Below are 15,916 nucleotides of genomic sequence, written 5' to 3' on the forward strand. Positions count from 1 at the left end.
AGCGCCGAAACGGGTTGCCGGGGACCGATCCGCCATGGCACCTGATCCGGCGGCGTTCCGTCGAACACCGCCTCGGCGTCACGCCTGCCCAATTCGATTGACGCCTCGATGAACTCCGGATCGAAATACAGGTAACTGAACAGATCACCGCGGCGCGGGCCGTCGCCGCCCAGCGCACGGCCCAGCATCCGTAATTCCGCCCGGCGGGCCATTCGCACCGGGTCTTGCCAGCGGTGGCGCTGATTGGTGAAGACGTCGTCGGCCAGTTGGGCCAGTGTGGCGCGGTGCGGCGGGGCGAAGGCGAGAAACGGGATCACCTTGCGTGGTCGGCCGGTTGGGCTTGTGGTCTCCGTTGAATCGAGCAGGGTGTTGATTTTGGTCAGCGTCCGCAGGTCTTCGATCATCCGGTCGACCAGCGCGGCATCCATCAGCCGCACCACAACGTCGTCCACGTCGGGCGGCAGGCTGCTCGCCGGTGCCGGCGCGGCGGCGTCGACTTCGGGATGGGTTGCCACGACGGCGATCGCGTCGGCACCCAGCGCGAGCGCCGGTTTCAGTGGTGCGTTGAGCCGGACTCCGCCGTCGAGATACCAGCCCTGCGAGCCTTGCGGATCGCTGACGTGGACCGGTGGAAACGCGATCGGAATGGCCGACGATGCGAGCACATGCTCGGGCGTGATCTCCGCCGGCACATACACGATCGGACGTTCGTCGTCGGGTAGTGGCACCGACGTTGTGGCGGCACGGTCCACAAACACGACGGTGCGGTCGTCGGTGGCCGACGTCGCGACCACCGCGAGCGAACTGCGCTCCTCGGTGATGTTCAGCCGCAGCTGATCCCAGTCGATGGCGCTTTGGGCCGTTCGGCGCAGCGGTCCGGTGTCGAGCAGATTGGTCAACTGCATCCCCGGCAGCCGGAGCAGCTGTCCGGTGAACCGGGCGGCGACGCCGGGAAAACCGATAAGCGGCGAGCGGAACACGTCGGCGACGCTGATACCGCGCCACACCTGCAGGGCCCGGTGCGCCTGCTCATCGGGTGGCAGGTGCGACAGCGCCGCGAAGATGACCGCGTTGATGGCCCCGGCGCTGGTGCCGACAAACATCAGGTTTCGCACGCCCGCCTGGTAGAGCCGGGGGAGCAGGACGGATAGCACGCCGGCCTCGTATCCGCCGCGGGCGCCCGCACCCGCCACCACCACGGCCACCTGGGTGGGAGGAGATTGGGGCCAGGCTTGCATCACTGGGCTCCGTGCCAGGTGTGGTCGTGGGTGCGGTGCGCGTCGGTCAGCCCGTTGCGGAAGTACTGTTCGTAATAGCGTTCCTCGACGTGGTGGACCTGCAGCCATATTCCGGGGGCGTGAATCGCCTCGATGTGTGCGGGAAAGCGCCCGTGGGTGTCGTGGATGTAGTTGCAGAGGTCTCGGGTGCACTCGATGACGTCCTGGCCGTACTTGCTGGCCTCCGCGAGATAGCGCTGGCCGAACTGGCCCTGGTAGATCCGGGCGAACAGCGCTTGATCGGAGTAGATCCCGTGGGGGCCGAACTTGTCGGCGACGACCGCGTCGACCGCGGCCGACATGGTCGGGAAGTTGGGCGGGCAGCTGGCCTGAATCAGATGCTCGCCGAGTCGGCGCAGCCCGACCGGGTTGGCCCGCAGGTCCGCGTGCTTCGGCAGGGGTACCTGCCAGCGGATGGCGTCGATGGGTTTCCAGCGCGGCGTGACCCAGTCGAAGCCCAGCATCGTGCCGTAGCGTTTGGTGAACTTGGGGTCGCCGAGCAGCACCGGCGGCGCGATCGAGGCGTGGATCCAGGCGCCCAGGCCCATGGAATCGGCTGTGAGCATGAGGTTTTGGACGAGCAGGTCGGCCTCGATCTGGGTGCGCATCCCCCACAGTGTTCCGAGCGGCAGTTTGAGGTCCTTGTTGAGGAAGCCCTGCTTGACCCACTTCTTGACTCCGGCGACCTGGTAGAAGTTGCGGTCGTCGACAAGCGTCGGGCGCGCTCCCTCGGGTTGGGTAAGCAGGTACATCATTCCGTTGATGTACTGGCGCGACAGGTCGACGACCGGAAACAGGACCGTGGTGCCCTCAAGGTTGGAAAGGATCCGATTCGAGTCGAGGTAGGCGGGGAAGTCGCGGTCTCCTGCCGGCACGTCGATCCGATGGTCGAGTAGTTGAACCTTGGCCATCCTCGCGCGGGTAACCAGTGCGTCCGGGTCGAGCACGGATTGGCCGTCGTCGACGGGGGGCAGCTTCCGGATGAAATACGTTCCGCTGTCGTTGATGAGGAAGAAGTGCGTGCCCTGCGCGTTGTCGGGGCTGCCCGCGGACCTGCCCACCATGTTCAGGTTGGGCTTGGCCATGATCGGCTCATGATTGCGTGGGTCGTTGAACGGCCGGTCGGGCATGGTCAGGCCGGTGCAACCGGTGATGGCGATGAGCATCGCCTCTTCGAGCTCGGTGAGCGGCGCCCGCGGCGAGTTCGACGTGTAGCTCATCGACCCGGCGTCGATGGAGCTGCCCCGGCTGACGCGGTGGGTGCGGCGTCCCATGATGGCGCCCAACAACGGCCGCTGCGCCAGGGCGTCCAGCCCTGCCCGATTCTTCAGCCCCTGTTGCGTGCTCATCGCGGCGCCTGCTGCGGTGTGGCCGTGCGCCAGGGGGCGAACGCGCTTAGACCGCGCGGTAGAAGCGCGGCAAGGTCGGGGCAGTGGCGCAGGATGACGCTGGTCATGTTGTTTTGTGCCACCCAGTCCATCCCGAGTGGGGAGTAGACCTCTGGCCGAAAGTCCACGGTGAGGAACCGGTCGCTTTGGATGCGCCGCGACGCCATCAGGATGAAGATCCGAAACGCGGTGTCGGAGAAGCCGAAACCTTCCGGTGGTGTCTCGGCGAACAGCCCGATCATGGTGTCGACGTCGTCGATGCTGGCATACACGTCACGGATGCGCGCCACGGCTTCGGGGTCGTCGCTGAACTGTTCCCAATGCTGCAGGCGCGGCTTGTGAAGACCGGCGCGGAAATCGTTATACCGGGGGACGCCGCGGCGGCGGGTGCGCACGATGTCGACCACAGACAGGTCGATGCGTTCACCGTCGCGTTCGAACGTCTGCAGTGCGCGCGGAAAGTTGTTCAGCGTGATGGCGCCCGGATGGGCGATGCCGAACGAGTACATGGTGTTGTCAAGCCCGATCGAGCGCAGCTCGTGATCCGCGCGGGCACCGCTGATGTCGCCGAAGGTGGCGGTGTGCAGCTGCTGGCCGGTGTGGTGATCGGCGAACCGGTAGTCATCGGGGATCAGCGGATGCATCCGGTAGACGGTGACGAAATCCTCGGTGAGTGAAAACGGGGCGCCGTGGTGATCCGGCGTGGTCGCCGGGATACCGACGCTCGCATGGACATCCATCAGCCAGATGCCCAGTTTGGTGAGCCAGTCACCCGACGGTGGGCCGTTCCAGTTCGCCTTGAGGCCCAGGTCGATCGGCTCGGTGGCAAGAATGGCGGGCGTCCATTCCACGGTGTGGATCTTGGCGATCAGCGCGGAGACGATCAGGCGCGCAGTGTTGAACACGCGCTCGTCGCTCCACCCCTTGTAGCGGGTCCGCAGCTCGTCGCACACCGCGTTGTGTTCCCGTGCGAATAGCGTGTGCAGCGCGCTGAGGCCCAGCCACCAGCTCTCGTTGAAGCCCGTGATGTCCATGCCGGTGACATCGGTGGGCAGGTATCCGTCGGCGGTCAGCCGGATCTTGGGGCCCTCGCGCAACGATGCCATCTTGACCGGGTCGCAGCCGTACACCTCCGAGCCGTCCCACCAGTGCGACGCCGCGTTGGCGAAAAGCCGTTCGGTGCCGTCGGCATCGATGCCGAGGACTTTGTTGCCGGCGATGCGCATCGTCGGCTCGGGCGCCCCGTCGGCGGTGTTGGACCAGCTCATGCCCGGCGGCAACGGCACTTCGACGTCGCGCACGCCCAGCGGGTAGCGCGCGTGGTGGACCCAGTCGTGAACCTGGAACTGAATCCAGGCCGCCGCAATGAGACTCAGCGACCGGGCGGGCAGGAAACGCTCACGGGTGAGCAACTTCTGGCTGACCACAACCGGATTTGGCTCATTGAAAAGATCCGGGCGGTAATCGGCCTGCAGGTTGCGTCCGAAAGTCGCCCCGACGGCTCCCATCTGTGGTGCTGAAAGGTCGTTGTAGCGGCCGTCGGCGGTGCGGGCGGTGCGGGCTTCCTCGGGGATCGGCGGGGGCACCGGGCGTGGCCGCGGCGGTGCTTCCGGCGGCTCGGTGTCGATGAGGTTGCGCGCGCGCAGGACGCCGCGGAAGGCGTCGAGATTGAGCACCGCGGTGCGCACAGGCAGCCGGTGCCAGGGGATGCGGCGGTTGATAACCGAGAACGCCGCGCGGGCCAGGGCCCCAAGCACCGCGTTGCGCACGGGTATCTCGGTCCGCCAGCGTGTTTGCGCGCGGTGTGCCGCGCTGGCGTCGTAGGCGGCCTTACGTGCCCGGTTGAGGTTGCCCAGTGGACGAAAGTCGTCGGTGCTGTTCCACGGGTTGAAGGCCAGGTGTTCGATTGCCGACGCGCGGGCCTGGGCATCGGTCGAGGCGACGTCGGTCTGCTTGATGGTCAGCGTCGCGACCGGCTCGGCCGGAGCGTGCGTTTCCTTCCACTCGACCGCGGTGTCCTCGATGGGTGTCACCCGGTCGTCGACGTAACGCTGGATGCACAACTCGAAGACGATGTCGCCCTGGCGCAGGCGCCGGGCCGCCTCGCTGGACAGGTAGTTCGCGTCGGTCTTGGACGGTTCGGGGCCCGGCGCCACGTCGGGCGCCGGCCGCAGCAGGTAGCGCACGGCCAGCTCCGGACCCCACGTCAATGCTCCGCGGCTCCAATACGTCTGGGTCGCAACACTAGACACCGGTTGTTTGCGTCCACTCCGGACGTTTTGCAGCATCCGGTACGTCTCACCGACCCCGAACATTCTCAGCAGGCCCGCCAGTCCCAGCACTTGTGAAACGCGGCCGCCCGCAGTGGCTTTGGCGAATTCCACGAACTGGCGGGCATTGCGGGCGTGCGAGACGGGAAAATTGGTGGCCAGCAGATCAATCGACGTGGCGTCGTCGATGAGGATCCGCAGCGCGATTCCGCGCATGTTTGGTGCGAAATCGGGCTCGTCGCTGCTGGCCGCGTTGGAGAAGCGCACGATCGCGCGATATGCCGCGCCCGGCTGCGCGAAGCCCACTTGCAGGTCGGCGGGCAGATCGCCGAACCGCAGTTCGGCGTCGTCTGTCGCCAGGGTCGCCTTGGCATGGAATGCGCGCTGGATCGGGTGTGGCACACCGTGGCTGCTCACTCGGTTGCGCACCTTGGTCTGCACCGCCATGATGCCGCGGGCGAGTTGCTGAAATTCGTGGTCTTCCGCCTCGGCGCTTCCGCCGGAGTATTGCTCGGTCCACGGGGCGGACCGGCGCTGCTGGGGCCTGATGTCAGTAGTCATTGGTCACGCAACCTTTTCTCGATCGTCTCGACGACGCCCGGGATGACACCGTCGGGCGATGGGCTGTAGTGGGGGATCGCCCACCGGGTGATGTGGGCGTCGATGACAGCGGGTCGGCCGGCGGCGAGTGCCTTGCCGAACGCCTCCTCGAACTCGTCGAGGCTGCAGACGGTGTATCCGTCGGCGCCGCAGGCGCGGGCGTGCGCGGCGAAATCGGGGTTCTGGAACTCGACGAGGCCGCTCTCGAAGTAGGTGGCCAACTGGTAGATCTTGATCAGCTTGAATTCGGCGTCGTTGAAGATCACCCAGATCACCGGGATGTCGTGCTCGACCGCCGTCATCAATTCGAAGCCGGCCAGTTGATAGGAGCCGTCGCCGCAGCCGACGACGACGGTCCTGTCCGGGTTGGCGAGCTTGACACCGATCGCCCCGTTGACGTGACCCGCCATCGGCCCGAACTCGCCGGCCTTGCGGAAGTTCTGCCCTTCTTCAAGCTCGACGTAGTAGCCCAGCCAGGCAGCGTGCGCGCCGGCGTCGGCGAGCAAGACCGCCCGGGGTGGTAACCGCCGCCCGATGCATTGTGCGAGTTGTCCGGGATGTATTTTGCCGATCACGTGCGGGATGCGACGCGCCTCCCAGTCCCGGCCCTGAACTCTGATCGGGGCGATCTGACCGACCCGGCCGTCGAGTGCTTGGTGGATGGCGCGCAGCGCCGGGCGCGCATCCGACACGAGTGCCTGATCGGCCTTGTATACCTTGTCGATCTCGGTGCCGGAGATGTTGATGTGGATCAGCGTCTTGCCGTCGAACAGGTCGTCGCGGTAGTCGAACACCGCGTGCTGGTTGAACGCGTTACCAACCGCGAGGACCACGTCGGCGTCCCGGAACGCCTTCCAGGCACTGCTGTGGCCGCTGTCGCAGAACAGGCCGACCGACAGCGGGTGGTCTTCGGAGACGATGCCCTTGCCGTCCAGGGTGGTCAGCAGCTGGAATTGGAACCGCTCGATCAGCTGTTTGACTTCGGCGTAGGCGCCGCTTCGGATGGCGCCGAACCCGGCGAGCACGACGACCTTGCGATGGTTATTAATCGCTGCGGCCAGCGATACCGCGATTCGCTCGACCGCCGCGGGGTCGGGCTGAGGCGGCCAGTGGTCGAGTGCGATGTCGTGGTATCTCTCATCGGGCAGATCGTCGTGCGTCAGGTCCTCGGGCACGTGGATGTGCACCGGCCCGGGACGGCCGCGGAAGGCCTCGTTGACGGCCTCCTCAAGGACGTCGCAGGTGTCATTGATGTTTGTCAGCAGCCAGGACTTCTTCGTCGTGGCCGTGAACATCGCGTGCGAGTCGGGCGTGCTGTTGCGCCCGGAGGTTTCGTTGAGCGAACCGCGGCCCGCCCACTTCATCGCCGAATAGCCCGAGACGGCCAGCACCGGGTAGGAGTCCGACATTGCCACGGCCAACCCGGAGAACAGGTTGAAGGCACCGGGTCCGGCGGTCGCGAAGCAGACGCCCAGCTTGTCGGTGTACATGGCATAGCCGCATGCCATGAACGAGGCCGCCTGTTCGTGTCGGGTGACGATTCCTTGGATGCGGGAGTGCTTCAACGCCAGCAGCAGCTGCGCGGCGTTCTCCCCGGCGCCGCCGAAAGCCGCATCGACGCCGATGCTCTCGAGCCCCTTGACGATTGCCTCGTAGACCCTCACAAGATCAACCTTTCGATCGTCGATGTCCGCTGCTATCGGGCCGCCTTCGTGTGTGCTCTCGGCGACTGGATACTGCGGCTGTGCAGGTGAAACGTACGCTCGGCGATCGGTGCCGCACATGAGTATTCGACTACTTGTGTTTATGAAATCGGAGTAATTAAGCGCGTACGAAACGCTGATTAGCGCGAAAGGAATACGTGGCCAGCTCGGATCCCGGCGGAGTCGGCGATCACGCTCGGCGGTGCGACGCCAAGCTCGCATTCCGGCACGCGATCGCGCGCGTGCCGGAATGCGGGCACGCGATCGCGCGCGTGCTTGCCGAGTCGGCCCCTGTGGCGCTTGGCCACGGCCGCTCCATCGACGTGGGAAGCGCTAGCCAACGCTAAACGTTACGACCGCGTTATTACCGCCCCGGCAGGTGACCCGGTCGCCGGTCCTGACGCAGCTCATGGTGTACGTCTGTTGTGTGACCGGGCTGTAGACGTCGATCTCCACCGAGTCGCCAGGCACCGAAAAGTACTGTTGGCGAACGTTCTTGGCGAACGGGCATGACGTGCTGGGTCCGGCAAGGATGCCGTCGCCGCAGTCCTTTTGGCCGTCGCCGCCGAACGTGAGCCCGAGTCTGGCCAGTGTGTCGGGGCCAGCGACGCCGTCGACCGTCAACCCGGCGCGGCGCTGGAACTCGCGGACTACGGCTTCGGTCTGCGGACCGAAGATGCCGTCTTCGGTCAGACTGGAGTAAGCCGGGTAGTCCCGGTTCAGCCGCGCCTGCAACTGTCTGACCTCTTCGCCCCGATCGCCGATCTTCAGGGTGGCTGGGTATGGCATTGTTGGGACTCCTCCCATCTTGACGGTATCCGGCCAATTTGTCGCTCGTGGAGCATAACCTCAGCGAATACGGCCAAGCGCGAGTAGTCGACTACTCGATCCGGTGATGTCCCTGACTTCGCGTGCGGACAGCAAGCCTTGGTCTATCGCCACGCGTGGGTCGTGTCAGGGCTCTGGTGCACTGGCGGTGTCGAGCGCGCTGGATCGTGAACATCGGCGCGCCAACGCCTTTGATACCCGGCGAGGCTTCGGCTGTTGCGGTCAGCAGCCGCCGGCGAAATGTCGTGACTGCGCCCAACGCCCGCCGGAAAACAACTCGCCGTTCCGGTGATCCGCGATGGCCCAGGAACGGCGAAAACCGCAACGACGACCGCGCCAGCAAACAGGCACCGAGGGGCTAGGCGTGAGCGCCGCCGGCCGGTGCGGGCATCGCTCGGCGGCTCCCGCAACCGCAACATCCTGAGTCCGCTCCCGTGATAGCCGCCTTGCTCCTCGGGCGTGTCGGCTAATCCAGCGATGGGAAGTAGATCACCTGTCCGACATTGATGCGGTTCGGGTCACCAATATGGTTGGCCGCCGCAATCATTGCCACCAGGGTCTGCGTCCGCGCATCGCCGCCGTCGCCGTAGTTGTCTTGCGCCAGCCTCCACAGCGTGTCCCCGGCGACGACGGTGTAACGCCGATTCAGGCGGGGCGCGATGACCACCTGGCCGGGTTGGGGCTCATCGTCGAGCATGTGGTTGGCGATCATGATGATCGGCCACATGCGCGCTTCACCGTACCAGCGCTGCGCCAGCACTTCCCACGTCTCCCCGGAAACCACGGTGTGATGGCCGGGGTCGAGCAGATCGGGGATCACCAGCCACTCGCCGACGATGAGGTCGCGCTGAGCGGCGCCATTGGGGATCTCGAAGACCTCGCTCATAGTCTCGTCGTGGTAATAGCGCTGAGCCAGCTTCTTTTTCGTGTCGCCTGACACGACCCGATGCCGGAATGTCACGTACGGGATCTCGAGCTCCTGGCCGACCACGATGTGGTTGGGGTCGGCGAGATGATTGATCACGGCGATCACTGGGTAGAGGCTGCCGTCGCCGTAAAAGCGCTCGGCCAGCTTGAAAAGTGTGTCACCGCTGACGACTTCGTATTTTTCGGTCATGAATGTGCCCTTCTGGTGCATGCGCCGCCGCGTGTCGGGACGCAGAGCCAGTCTGTGAAAGCGCGCGGGCGCGGTCACGAGTAGCGCACTACCTGATTTGGGATGGGCTGAGGCACCGGAAACCGGTGCATCGACGCCATCGCATGTGAGCTGCAAAGCACAACGGACAGGTGACGGTGGACGGTCAAAAGGACCGCGGTAAGGGTGTTTTCGCCGGACTCAACACGTCATGCCCGTTCGCCAAGAATGTGCGCGAGAACGGTTCAACGGTGGCGGGGTGCTCGCCGCGTCGGTGAAGGCGCCGCCGGGGCTGTACCCAAATTTCGGCGGGGAGCTCTTTAGCGGCTGACCCAAATAGACCCAATTAGCGTAGTCGACTACTCATCCCCCGGGGTACCGGCTGAAGTTATGTTGCTCTAGCAGCCATTTAACCGATGGAAGGGGGCGGGAACCATGCCCAAATGGTTCGAGAGGGGACCGAGGGCGCCGGAGTCAAAGAGTTGCAAGCGCGGCTAAACCGCGAACACCCAGCTTATTCCAAACTCGCCGAAGACGGCATTTTCGGTCCGGCGACCGAAGCTGTCGTCCGTGAGTTCCAGCATCGCCGGGCTGACGGTCATCGGCATGGCCGGCCCCGACACACTGGCGAAACTGGGGCTTTAGTTACAGGTAAGCATGCAGTGGCGGCGGCACCTGTATTGCCGGAGCCAAATGACCCTCGCTTGTGCGCTCGCGATGTCGTGGGATATCGCACCGCGCTTTTTCCGAGATCCGGCGGCGTTCCGCATTGACGATCCAACGGCACAAGAACGATCTAACAGCACACGAATAAGAACGGAGTACGGACAATGAGTACCCAGGACGTAGGTTCACCTAAGCCGGCCCACATGAATGGGACTAATGAGCCGGCGACGGCTCCAGACGCAGCGCCGGATGGTGAGGAACCTGCCGATGATAAAGCCCAGGCGGGTCATGGAAGTTCCACTGCTACTCAACATGCCGGCGGGGGCGGCACGGGGAATGGTAATGGCAGCAACGCGATAGGGGGTTTGAATCGTCCTCCGACCGCAGGTACAGCGCCTGATATCCCAATGGTGGGAGGGGTTGGGGGACCAGTGCCGGTGGGCTGGCGGGAAGGCACCCTCACGCGGGCCTACGAACTTGAGGCCTTGTGCGACTGGATGACGGCGAAGCGATCACGGGATTGCGATGGCGCTCTCGTGTGCGCGATCAAGCATCACCTTGAAGCGGCCCGGCAGGCGGCCCGGGCGCAGAAGCTGGAGCCGTACAGGCGGTTCCATTTCTTCCGCAATGGGCCGCTCATCGAGCGGGCGACGAGCAACCTCGACGCCGCAGAGGCTCATCTGCTCAACATCGCGCCGCCGGACTACCTGCTTGGTCAAATGCCATCGCTGCTCAGGCACGTGCAGCGACACCTGCGTCCCGCTGACCCGGGACGACAGGAGTTCGAGCGGATCGCCCGGAGCTTCGGTATCAACGATCCGGATCATTCGGTGAGTCAGACTCGCACGGAACAGGATTCGGCCAAGGAGATGCAGGCGATCGAGAAGACGATCAACAGGGAGCGGGGCAAGATCGTCGCGACAGTGCGAGCGGCAAGCTCGGAGGCGCTCCGCGAGCATGTTCGTTTGCGCAGCTTCCGTAATGTCGTGGCTGTCACGGGAATGCTGATGGCATTGCTCGCCGTCGGAGTCGCGGTTACGGGAGTTATCAGTCCCACCTTGGTCCCACTGTGCTTCTCTCCTGAGCAATCTGGCACAGCGGTGGTCGTCTGCCCAACCGACCAGTCCGGACCATTCAAACCTCTGCAGTCCGGTGTCAAACCGCCGGGGGACGCACCGATATTGGACATCGACGATGTTGTCGCGGTGACTGCCAAACCAACGGACCTCATTGTTGTCGAACTCGTCGGACTCACCGCCGCGGCGATATCAGCCGCGGCCGCCATCAGCCGCATCAAGGGCTCATCGGAACGCTACGGCCTGCCCGTTGCTCTGATCGCGCTCAAACTCCCGACCGGCGCAATCACCGCCTTCCTGGGTCTACTGCTCATGCGCGGCCAATTCGTCCCCGGTCTCAGCGCACTTGACAGTTCCGCGCAAATCCTGGCCTGGGCGCTGGTCTTCGGATACGCCCAACAGCTCTTCACCCGCCTCGTCGATCAGCAGGGCCAAACCGTGCTCAACAGTGTGCGAACCGCCGACACGCCTGCGCCCAGCGGCAAGCCGGCGTAAAGACAAAAGGAGGGAAGTCATGGCAAATAAGGTGAAGACCAGGCAACCGGGCAAAACCACCAGTGCCAAGCGGAGCAGCAGCAGGACCACCAGCAGGCCGAGGAGTGGAGCACGCCGCAGCGCCGTGGCGGAGCGAGGCGCCACCATCCCGCTGCCTGGCTTCCTCTCCGGCGCCGGGACTCTCAACCTCGACCAGCGCAGGCTGCTCGTCGAGCAGGCGCTCCTTCTGCTGGAGCAGAACTACGTGCACCTGCCGCTGAAGGCCGCGATGCATGCGGTCAACCCGCTGCAGCGGTTACGGGTAATGCGGGCCCGGATGGAACATCAGACGACGCAAACCATGGAGGCGGAGTGGCTGTTCCACCGCCAGATGTCGAGCATCTTCCACTCCGTGCGCGACCTGCACACGAACTACCTGCTGCCGGCGCCCTTCGCGGGCAAGATCGCCTACTTGCCGTTCAGCATTGAGAAGTGCTGGGAGGGCAACGACGAGCACTACATCGTCACCCGTGTTGCGGCGGGCTTCAGCGCGCCGCAGTTCGGGCCGGGCGCCGAGGTCAGCCATTGGAACGGGACGCCGATCGCTCGCGCCGTCGCGCTCAACGGCGCCCAGTTCGCGGGTAGCAACGAGGCGGCCAACCTCGCCCGCGGGCTCGACTCGCTCACCCTGCGGCCGTTGATCATTCAGTCGCCGCCGGACGAGGACTGGGTCACCCTGACGTACACCGGCCTGGATGGGTCGCAGCAGGAGCTGCGCGAGCAGTGGAAAGTCACCGACAACCTGCCGCCGATGACCGACCTCAACGCGGTCAACACTACTGCGGCCTCAATGGGATTGGACCTGGACTCCGACGAGAAGACCCGGGCCAAGAAGGTGCTCTTCCTTCCCGAGGTCGTCGACCTGGAGCAGGGCCAGAGCTCGGCCGCGCTCGCCCTACCGGCGGCGCTGAGCGGCGCGGACCTACCCACGACCATGCCGGGTGTCTTCCGGGCACGAAAGGTCGACACGGCGCACGGAACGTTCGGGCACCTGCGCATCTTCACCTTCAGCGTCACCGATCCGGTGGCCTTCCGCGACGAGTTCGCCCGGCTGGCCGCGGCCCTGCCGCAGAACGGGCTGATCGTCGATGTGCGCGACAACGGCGGCGGTCACATCTTCGCCAGTGAATTCACGCTGCAGACGATGACGCCGCGCCGGATCTTGCCCGAGCCGGTGCAGTTCATCAGTACCCCGCTGAACCTGCGCATCTGCCGGCGGCATCAGGACAACCCGGTCGGCATCGACCTGGGTCCGTGGGTCGACTCGCTCGACCTGGCGACCGAGACCGGGGCCACCTTCTCCGCGGCCAAGCCGATCTCACCCGAGAACGGCGCGAACGATGTGGGCCAGACCTACCACGGCCCAGTCGTTCTAGTCACCGATGCGCGATGCTATTCAGCCACCGACATTTTCGTGGCCGGATTCGCCGACCACGCGATCGGCAAGATCTTGGGTGTGGACGACAACACCGGTGCGGGCGGCGCCAACGTCTGGACGCACGGCCTGCTCACATCACTGCTCCAGCAGCCGCCACCCGCCGACAACAGCTCGCCGTACCAGCCGCTGCCCAACGGCGCCAACATGCGGGTAGCGATCCGGCGGTCGCTGCGGGTTGGCGAATTGTCCGGCACGCCGGTGGAGGACCTCGGCGTGCGGCCCGACGCGATCCACAAGCTCACCCGCAACGACCTGCTGGCGGGCAACGTCGATCTGCTGGACGTGGCCGGCGAGCTGCTCGCGTCCATGCCGGTGCGCCGCCTGGAGGTCGACACGTCGGTCGCCGGCAACATGCTGACGGTGGAGATCGATGCCGACGGCATCGACCGGGTGGATCTGTCGCTTGACGGCCGCCCGCACAGCTCACAGGACATCGGCCAGAACCCGCTCAGCGTCCAGATCCAGGGCGTGACCGCCGGTGAGGTGCTGCGGGCCGACGGCTACTTCAACGGCGAGCTCGTCGCCTCGCGCAGGGTCACCGTCTGACCTGACCGCGGCGCCGCCAGACTGCTTGTCGTGCATCCGAACACGCTGCGCTACCGCATCAATCAGGTAACGAAACTCACGGGCATCAACCTGCGGTAGGCGCGAGAGATCAGCGAGGCGTGGTGGGCGCTACGACGCTGCGAGAGGATCACCAACACTGGGTATTCGCCGTAACTGTCAGGAGGGGCATCGAGCCTGCCTGCCTCCCATTGGGGTTCGGTTCGCTCCACGGGTCGGGTCGAGCAGGATCTTGGCGTCGTGCGGAGAGTTGCTCAGCCGGGTGAAAGCGTCGGCGATGCCATCGAGTCCGATGGTGTCGGTGAGCAGCGCGGCGACGTCGAGGTCACCGGCGGCCAGGTGGGTGAAGGTCTGGGCGAATTGTTCGGGCGTGTAGTACAGGGAGAACCGGATGTCGAGTTCCTTGAGGACGGCCTGCGCCGGCTGGAAGTGGTCGGCGCCGATGTTGATGCCGGCAACCACGATCCGCGAGCCCGCCGGGACCCCGCCGATCAGCTGTTGGATCAACCCTGGCGCGCCGACGCATTCGAAGGCGACCGTGGGTCGAATCGATAATTGACCCGCCACTGCAGTCTTGGCGGCCATGCGCGTGGGGGTGTCGGTGGCCGCGGCGGCGGCTAACGCCTCGTAGGGCGAGGCGGCCACCGGGTCGACAACGATGTCGGCGCCCAGGCGCTGGGCGAGCGCGCGCCGCTCGGCAGAGAAGTCCGAGGCCACGATCGGGCCCACGCGCCTCATCTTCAGCACCGCGATCACGGCCAGCCCGATCGGCCCGCAGCCCACCACCAGCGCCACGTCGTCACCGCCGAGGTCGGCGCGCGCGACGCTGCGGTAGGCAACTGCGAGCGGCTCGGTCAGCGCCGCCACCTCGGTGGGTAGGTGATCGGGTACCTCGATGAGCAGCGGCTCGCTCAACAGCATGCGTTCGGCGTAGCCGCCGGGAGCCTCCGGGCCGGCGAACCCCAGCAGCACCGGTGGGGTGCGCAGCAGCATCGGCATCGACACCACTCGACGCCCGACCGGGATGCGCCCCTGGGTGCCCGGGCCATACGACAGGACCCGGCCGACGAATTCGTGGCCGAACACGATCGGACGCGACAGATCCAGCAGCTCGGCGCCGACCGCGCCCTTTAGGGCCGCGTTGAACGCGGGACCGTGTGCGGCGCAATGCAAGTCCGACCCGCAGATGCCGCAGGCCAGCACCTGCACCAGCACTTCACCGGGACCTGGAACCGGCTCGGGCAGCTCATCGAGGCGCAGCTTGCCATCCTGCATCACCACCGCGCGCATCAGGCGTCCCGGGCGGTGAAAGTTGCGGCGCCGCTGCCGATGTAGTTGATCTTCCCCAGGTGTTGCTCGCCAGACAGGGTGTCGGTGAGGTGGCGCAGCAGTGCCGCGTCGAGGATCGAGTGGAACTGGCCGTCCTCGGTGAAGTTGATGTTCGCGCCGATCACGCGCACCAGGATCACGGTGTCCTCGGTGTTGTCGGCGGGGGTGATGAAGGTGTGCACCGACGAACCCGGTTCGTACAGGTAGGAACCTGCGGTCTGGGGCTGATCGGGATATTCGCGGTAGTGCCAGCGACCCGAGAGGGTGAACACCTCGGCGACACCGGTGTGGTAGTGCAACGGCAACACCGCGCCCGGCTCCAAGGTGGCCCGCACCACCCACACGCCGTTCTCGATGTCCAGGCGCAGCGGCTGGAAGTGCACGCCGGGGCCCAACGCGTCGCGCACCGTCGGAATGTTCGTCTCGTTCACCGTAAGCAGTTCGCGCTGCGGCAACGCCACCAACGGCAGCGCCGCGCCGCTGCTGGTTCACGTCGCGACGGGCGCGGGCGCAAGAGTCATAGTGATCGGCTTTCTTTGGTTCTTTCTCGATTGATTGCCGATTCGGCGTACAAGACTCGGGTCGATCGATGAACGCCGACGGGTCGATCTGGTCGCCGACCCGATGGTCGACGCCTATCGGAATGCCATCATTGGCGGTGCGCGCTGGCGATCAGTTCTGCTGCGCGTTCCCCGATCACCACGCACGGTGCCATGGTGTTGCCTGTGGTGATCCGGGGCATGATGGAGGCGTCGGCGATGCGTAGGCCATCGACGCCGTATACCTTGAGGCTGCCGTCGACAACCGACATGGTGTCGTTGCCCATCTTGGCCGTGCCGACGTGATGCCAGTAGGTTAAGGCCGCGTCACGGAGGTAGGTGTCCAGCTCCGCGCCGGTCAGGCCGCCCGGCATGACCTCGCGCTTGATGTGCGGTTGCAGCGCCGCGGCACTGCCGATTTCGCGCATGAACTCCACACACACCCTGGCGCCCGCCAGATCCTCGGGGTGGGACAGGGCGTTGGCCTCGATGCGGACCCGGTCCTCGGGATCGGGCCCGGTGAGCAGTATCTGCCCGCGACTCTTCTGGTGTGCGAGCGCCCCGAAGAA

The 15,916-nt window shown here is 65.6% G+C and carries 13 protein-coding genes; 4 read left to right on the forward strand and 9 right to left on the reverse strand.

The features are described from left to right. From VE759_RS02800 to VE759_RS02825, 6 genes are all read right to left on the reverse strand, one after another. Nucleotides 1–1,238, reverse strand: a 1,238-nt coding sequence (locus VE759_RS02800; RefSeq protein ID WP_324928025.1) for a patatin-like phospholipase family protein, incomplete at its 3' end; no start/stop codon positions are given. Further along, nucleotides 1,238–2,626, reverse strand: coding sequence for a hypothetical protein (locus VE759_RS02805; RefSeq protein WP_324928027.1), 1,389 nt, complete (start codon nt 2,624–2,626; stop codon nt 1,238–1,240). The genes VE759_RS02805 and VE759_RS02800, both read right to left, overlap by 1 nt. Beyond that, nucleotides 2,623–5,496 (reverse strand): peroxidase family protein, encoded by a 2,874-nt coding sequence (locus VE759_RS02810; protein ID WP_324928029.1) that lies wholly within the window; start codon nt 5,494–5,496, stop codon nt 2,623–2,625. The genes VE759_RS02805 and VE759_RS02810 overlap by 4 nt, the downstream gene beginning before the upstream one ends. Then, nucleotides 5,493–7,199 carry a thiamine pyrophosphate-binding protein gene (locus tag VE759_RS02815; RefSeq protein ID WP_324928031.1) on the reverse strand — a complete coding sequence of 569 codons (1,707 nt, stop codon included), beginning with the start codon at nt 7,197–7,199 and terminating at the stop codon, nt 5,493–5,495. Before VE759_RS02815 ends, VE759_RS02810 begins: the two co-directional genes overlap by 4 nt. A gap of 372 nt (nt 7,200–7,571) precedes the next feature. Then, on the reverse strand, nt 7,572–8,027 hold the full coding sequence (locus VE759_RS22840; protein ID WP_414687818.1) for a peptidoglycan-binding domain-containing protein: 456 nt from the start codon (nt 8,025–8,027) through the stop codon (nt 7,572–7,574). A gap of 505 nt (nt 8,028–8,532) precedes the next feature. After that, nucleotides 8,533–9,261, reverse strand: coding sequence for a LysM peptidoglycan-binding domain-containing protein (locus VE759_RS02825; RefSeq protein WP_324928033.1), 729 nt, complete (start codon nt 9,259–9,261; stop codon nt 8,533–8,535). A gap of 383 nt (nt 9,262–9,644) precedes the next feature. Between VE759_RS02825 and VE759_RS22845 the strand changes: the two genes are divergently transcribed. From VE759_RS22845 to VE759_RS22850, 4 genes are read left to right on the forward strand one after another with little or no spacing between them, the layout of a single operon-like run. Continuing rightward, nucleotides 9,645–9,974: a peptidoglycan-binding domain-containing protein gene (locus VE759_RS22845; protein WP_414687819.1), complete on the forward strand. Its 330-nt coding sequence runs from the start codon at nt 9,645–9,647 to the stop codon at nt 9,972–9,974. 57 nt (nt 9,975–10,031) lie between these two features. Further along, on the forward strand, nt 10,032–11,438 hold the full coding sequence (locus VE759_RS02830; protein ID WP_324928035.1) for a hypothetical protein: 1,407 nt from the start codon (nt 10,032–10,034) through the stop codon (nt 11,436–11,438). A 19-nt stretch (nt 11,439–11,457) separates the two neighbouring features. Continuing rightward, nucleotides 11,458–13,461, forward strand: a complete 2,004-nt coding sequence (locus tag VE759_RS02835) for a S41 family peptidase (RefSeq protein ID WP_324928036.1) — start codon at nt 11,458–11,460, stop codon at nt 13,459–13,461. Nucleotides 13,462–13,482: 21 nt separating this feature from the next. After that, nucleotides 13,483–13,560 (forward strand): helix-turn-helix domain-containing protein, encoded by a 78-nt coding sequence (locus tag VE759_RS22850; protein ID WP_414687820.1) that lies wholly within the window; start codon nt 13,483–13,485, stop codon nt 13,558–13,560. Nucleotides 13,561–13,638: 78 nt separating this feature from the next. Here VE759_RS22850 and VE759_RS02840 read toward each other — a convergent pair whose 3' ends face one another. From VE759_RS02840 to VE759_RS02850, 3 genes are all read right to left on the reverse strand, one after another. After that, nucleotides 13,639–14,769, reverse strand: a complete 1,131-nt coding sequence (locus VE759_RS02840; protein ID WP_324928038.1) for a zinc-binding dehydrogenase — start codon at nt 14,767–14,769, stop codon at nt 13,639–13,641. Further along, nucleotides 14,769–15,278, reverse strand: a complete 510-nt coding sequence (locus tag VE759_RS02845; RefSeq protein ID WP_324928041.1) for a 2,4'-dihydroxyacetophenone dioxygenase family protein — start codon at nt 15,276–15,278, stop codon at nt 14,769–14,771. The genes VE759_RS02840 and VE759_RS02845 overlap by 1 nt, the downstream gene beginning before the upstream one ends. 179 nt (nt 15,279–15,457) lie before the next feature. After that, nucleotides 15,458–15,916, reverse strand: a 459-nt coding sequence (locus VE759_RS02850) for a GMC oxidoreductase (protein WP_324928040.1), incomplete at its 5' end; no start/stop codon positions are given.

This window comes from Mycobacterium sp., assembly GCF_035640695.1.
Lineage (GTDB): Bacteria > Actinomycetota > Actinomycetes > Mycobacteriales > Mycobacteriaceae > Mycobacterium.

Coding starts and splice junctions, on each gene's coding strand:
- VE759_RS02805 (WP_324928027.1), bottom strand. CDS start 2,626: ATGAGCACGCAACAGGGGCTGAAGAATCGGGCAGGGCTGGACGCCCTG.
- VE759_RS02810 (WP_324928029.1), bottom strand. CDS start 5,496: ATGACTACTGACATCAGGCCCCAGCAGCGCCGGTCCGCCCCGTGGACC.
- VE759_RS22840 (WP_414687818.1), bottom strand. CDS start 8,027: ATGCCATACCCAGCCACCCTGAAGATCGGCGATCGGGGCGAAGAGGTC.
- VE759_RS22845 (WP_414687819.1), top strand. CDS start 9,645: ATGGTTCGAGAGGGGACCGAGGGCGCCGGAGTCAAAGAGTTGCAAGCG.
- VE759_RS02830 (WP_324928035.1), top strand. CDS start 10,032: ATGAGTACCCAGGACGTAGGTTCACCTAAGCCGGCCCACATGAATGGG.
- VE759_RS02835 (WP_324928036.1), top strand. CDS start 11,458: ATGGCAAATAAGGTGAAGACCAGGCAACCGGGCAAAACCACCAGTGCC.
- VE759_RS02840 (WP_324928038.1), bottom strand. CDS start 14,769: ATGCGCGCGGTGGTGATGCAGGATGGCAAGCTGCGCCTCGATGAGCTG.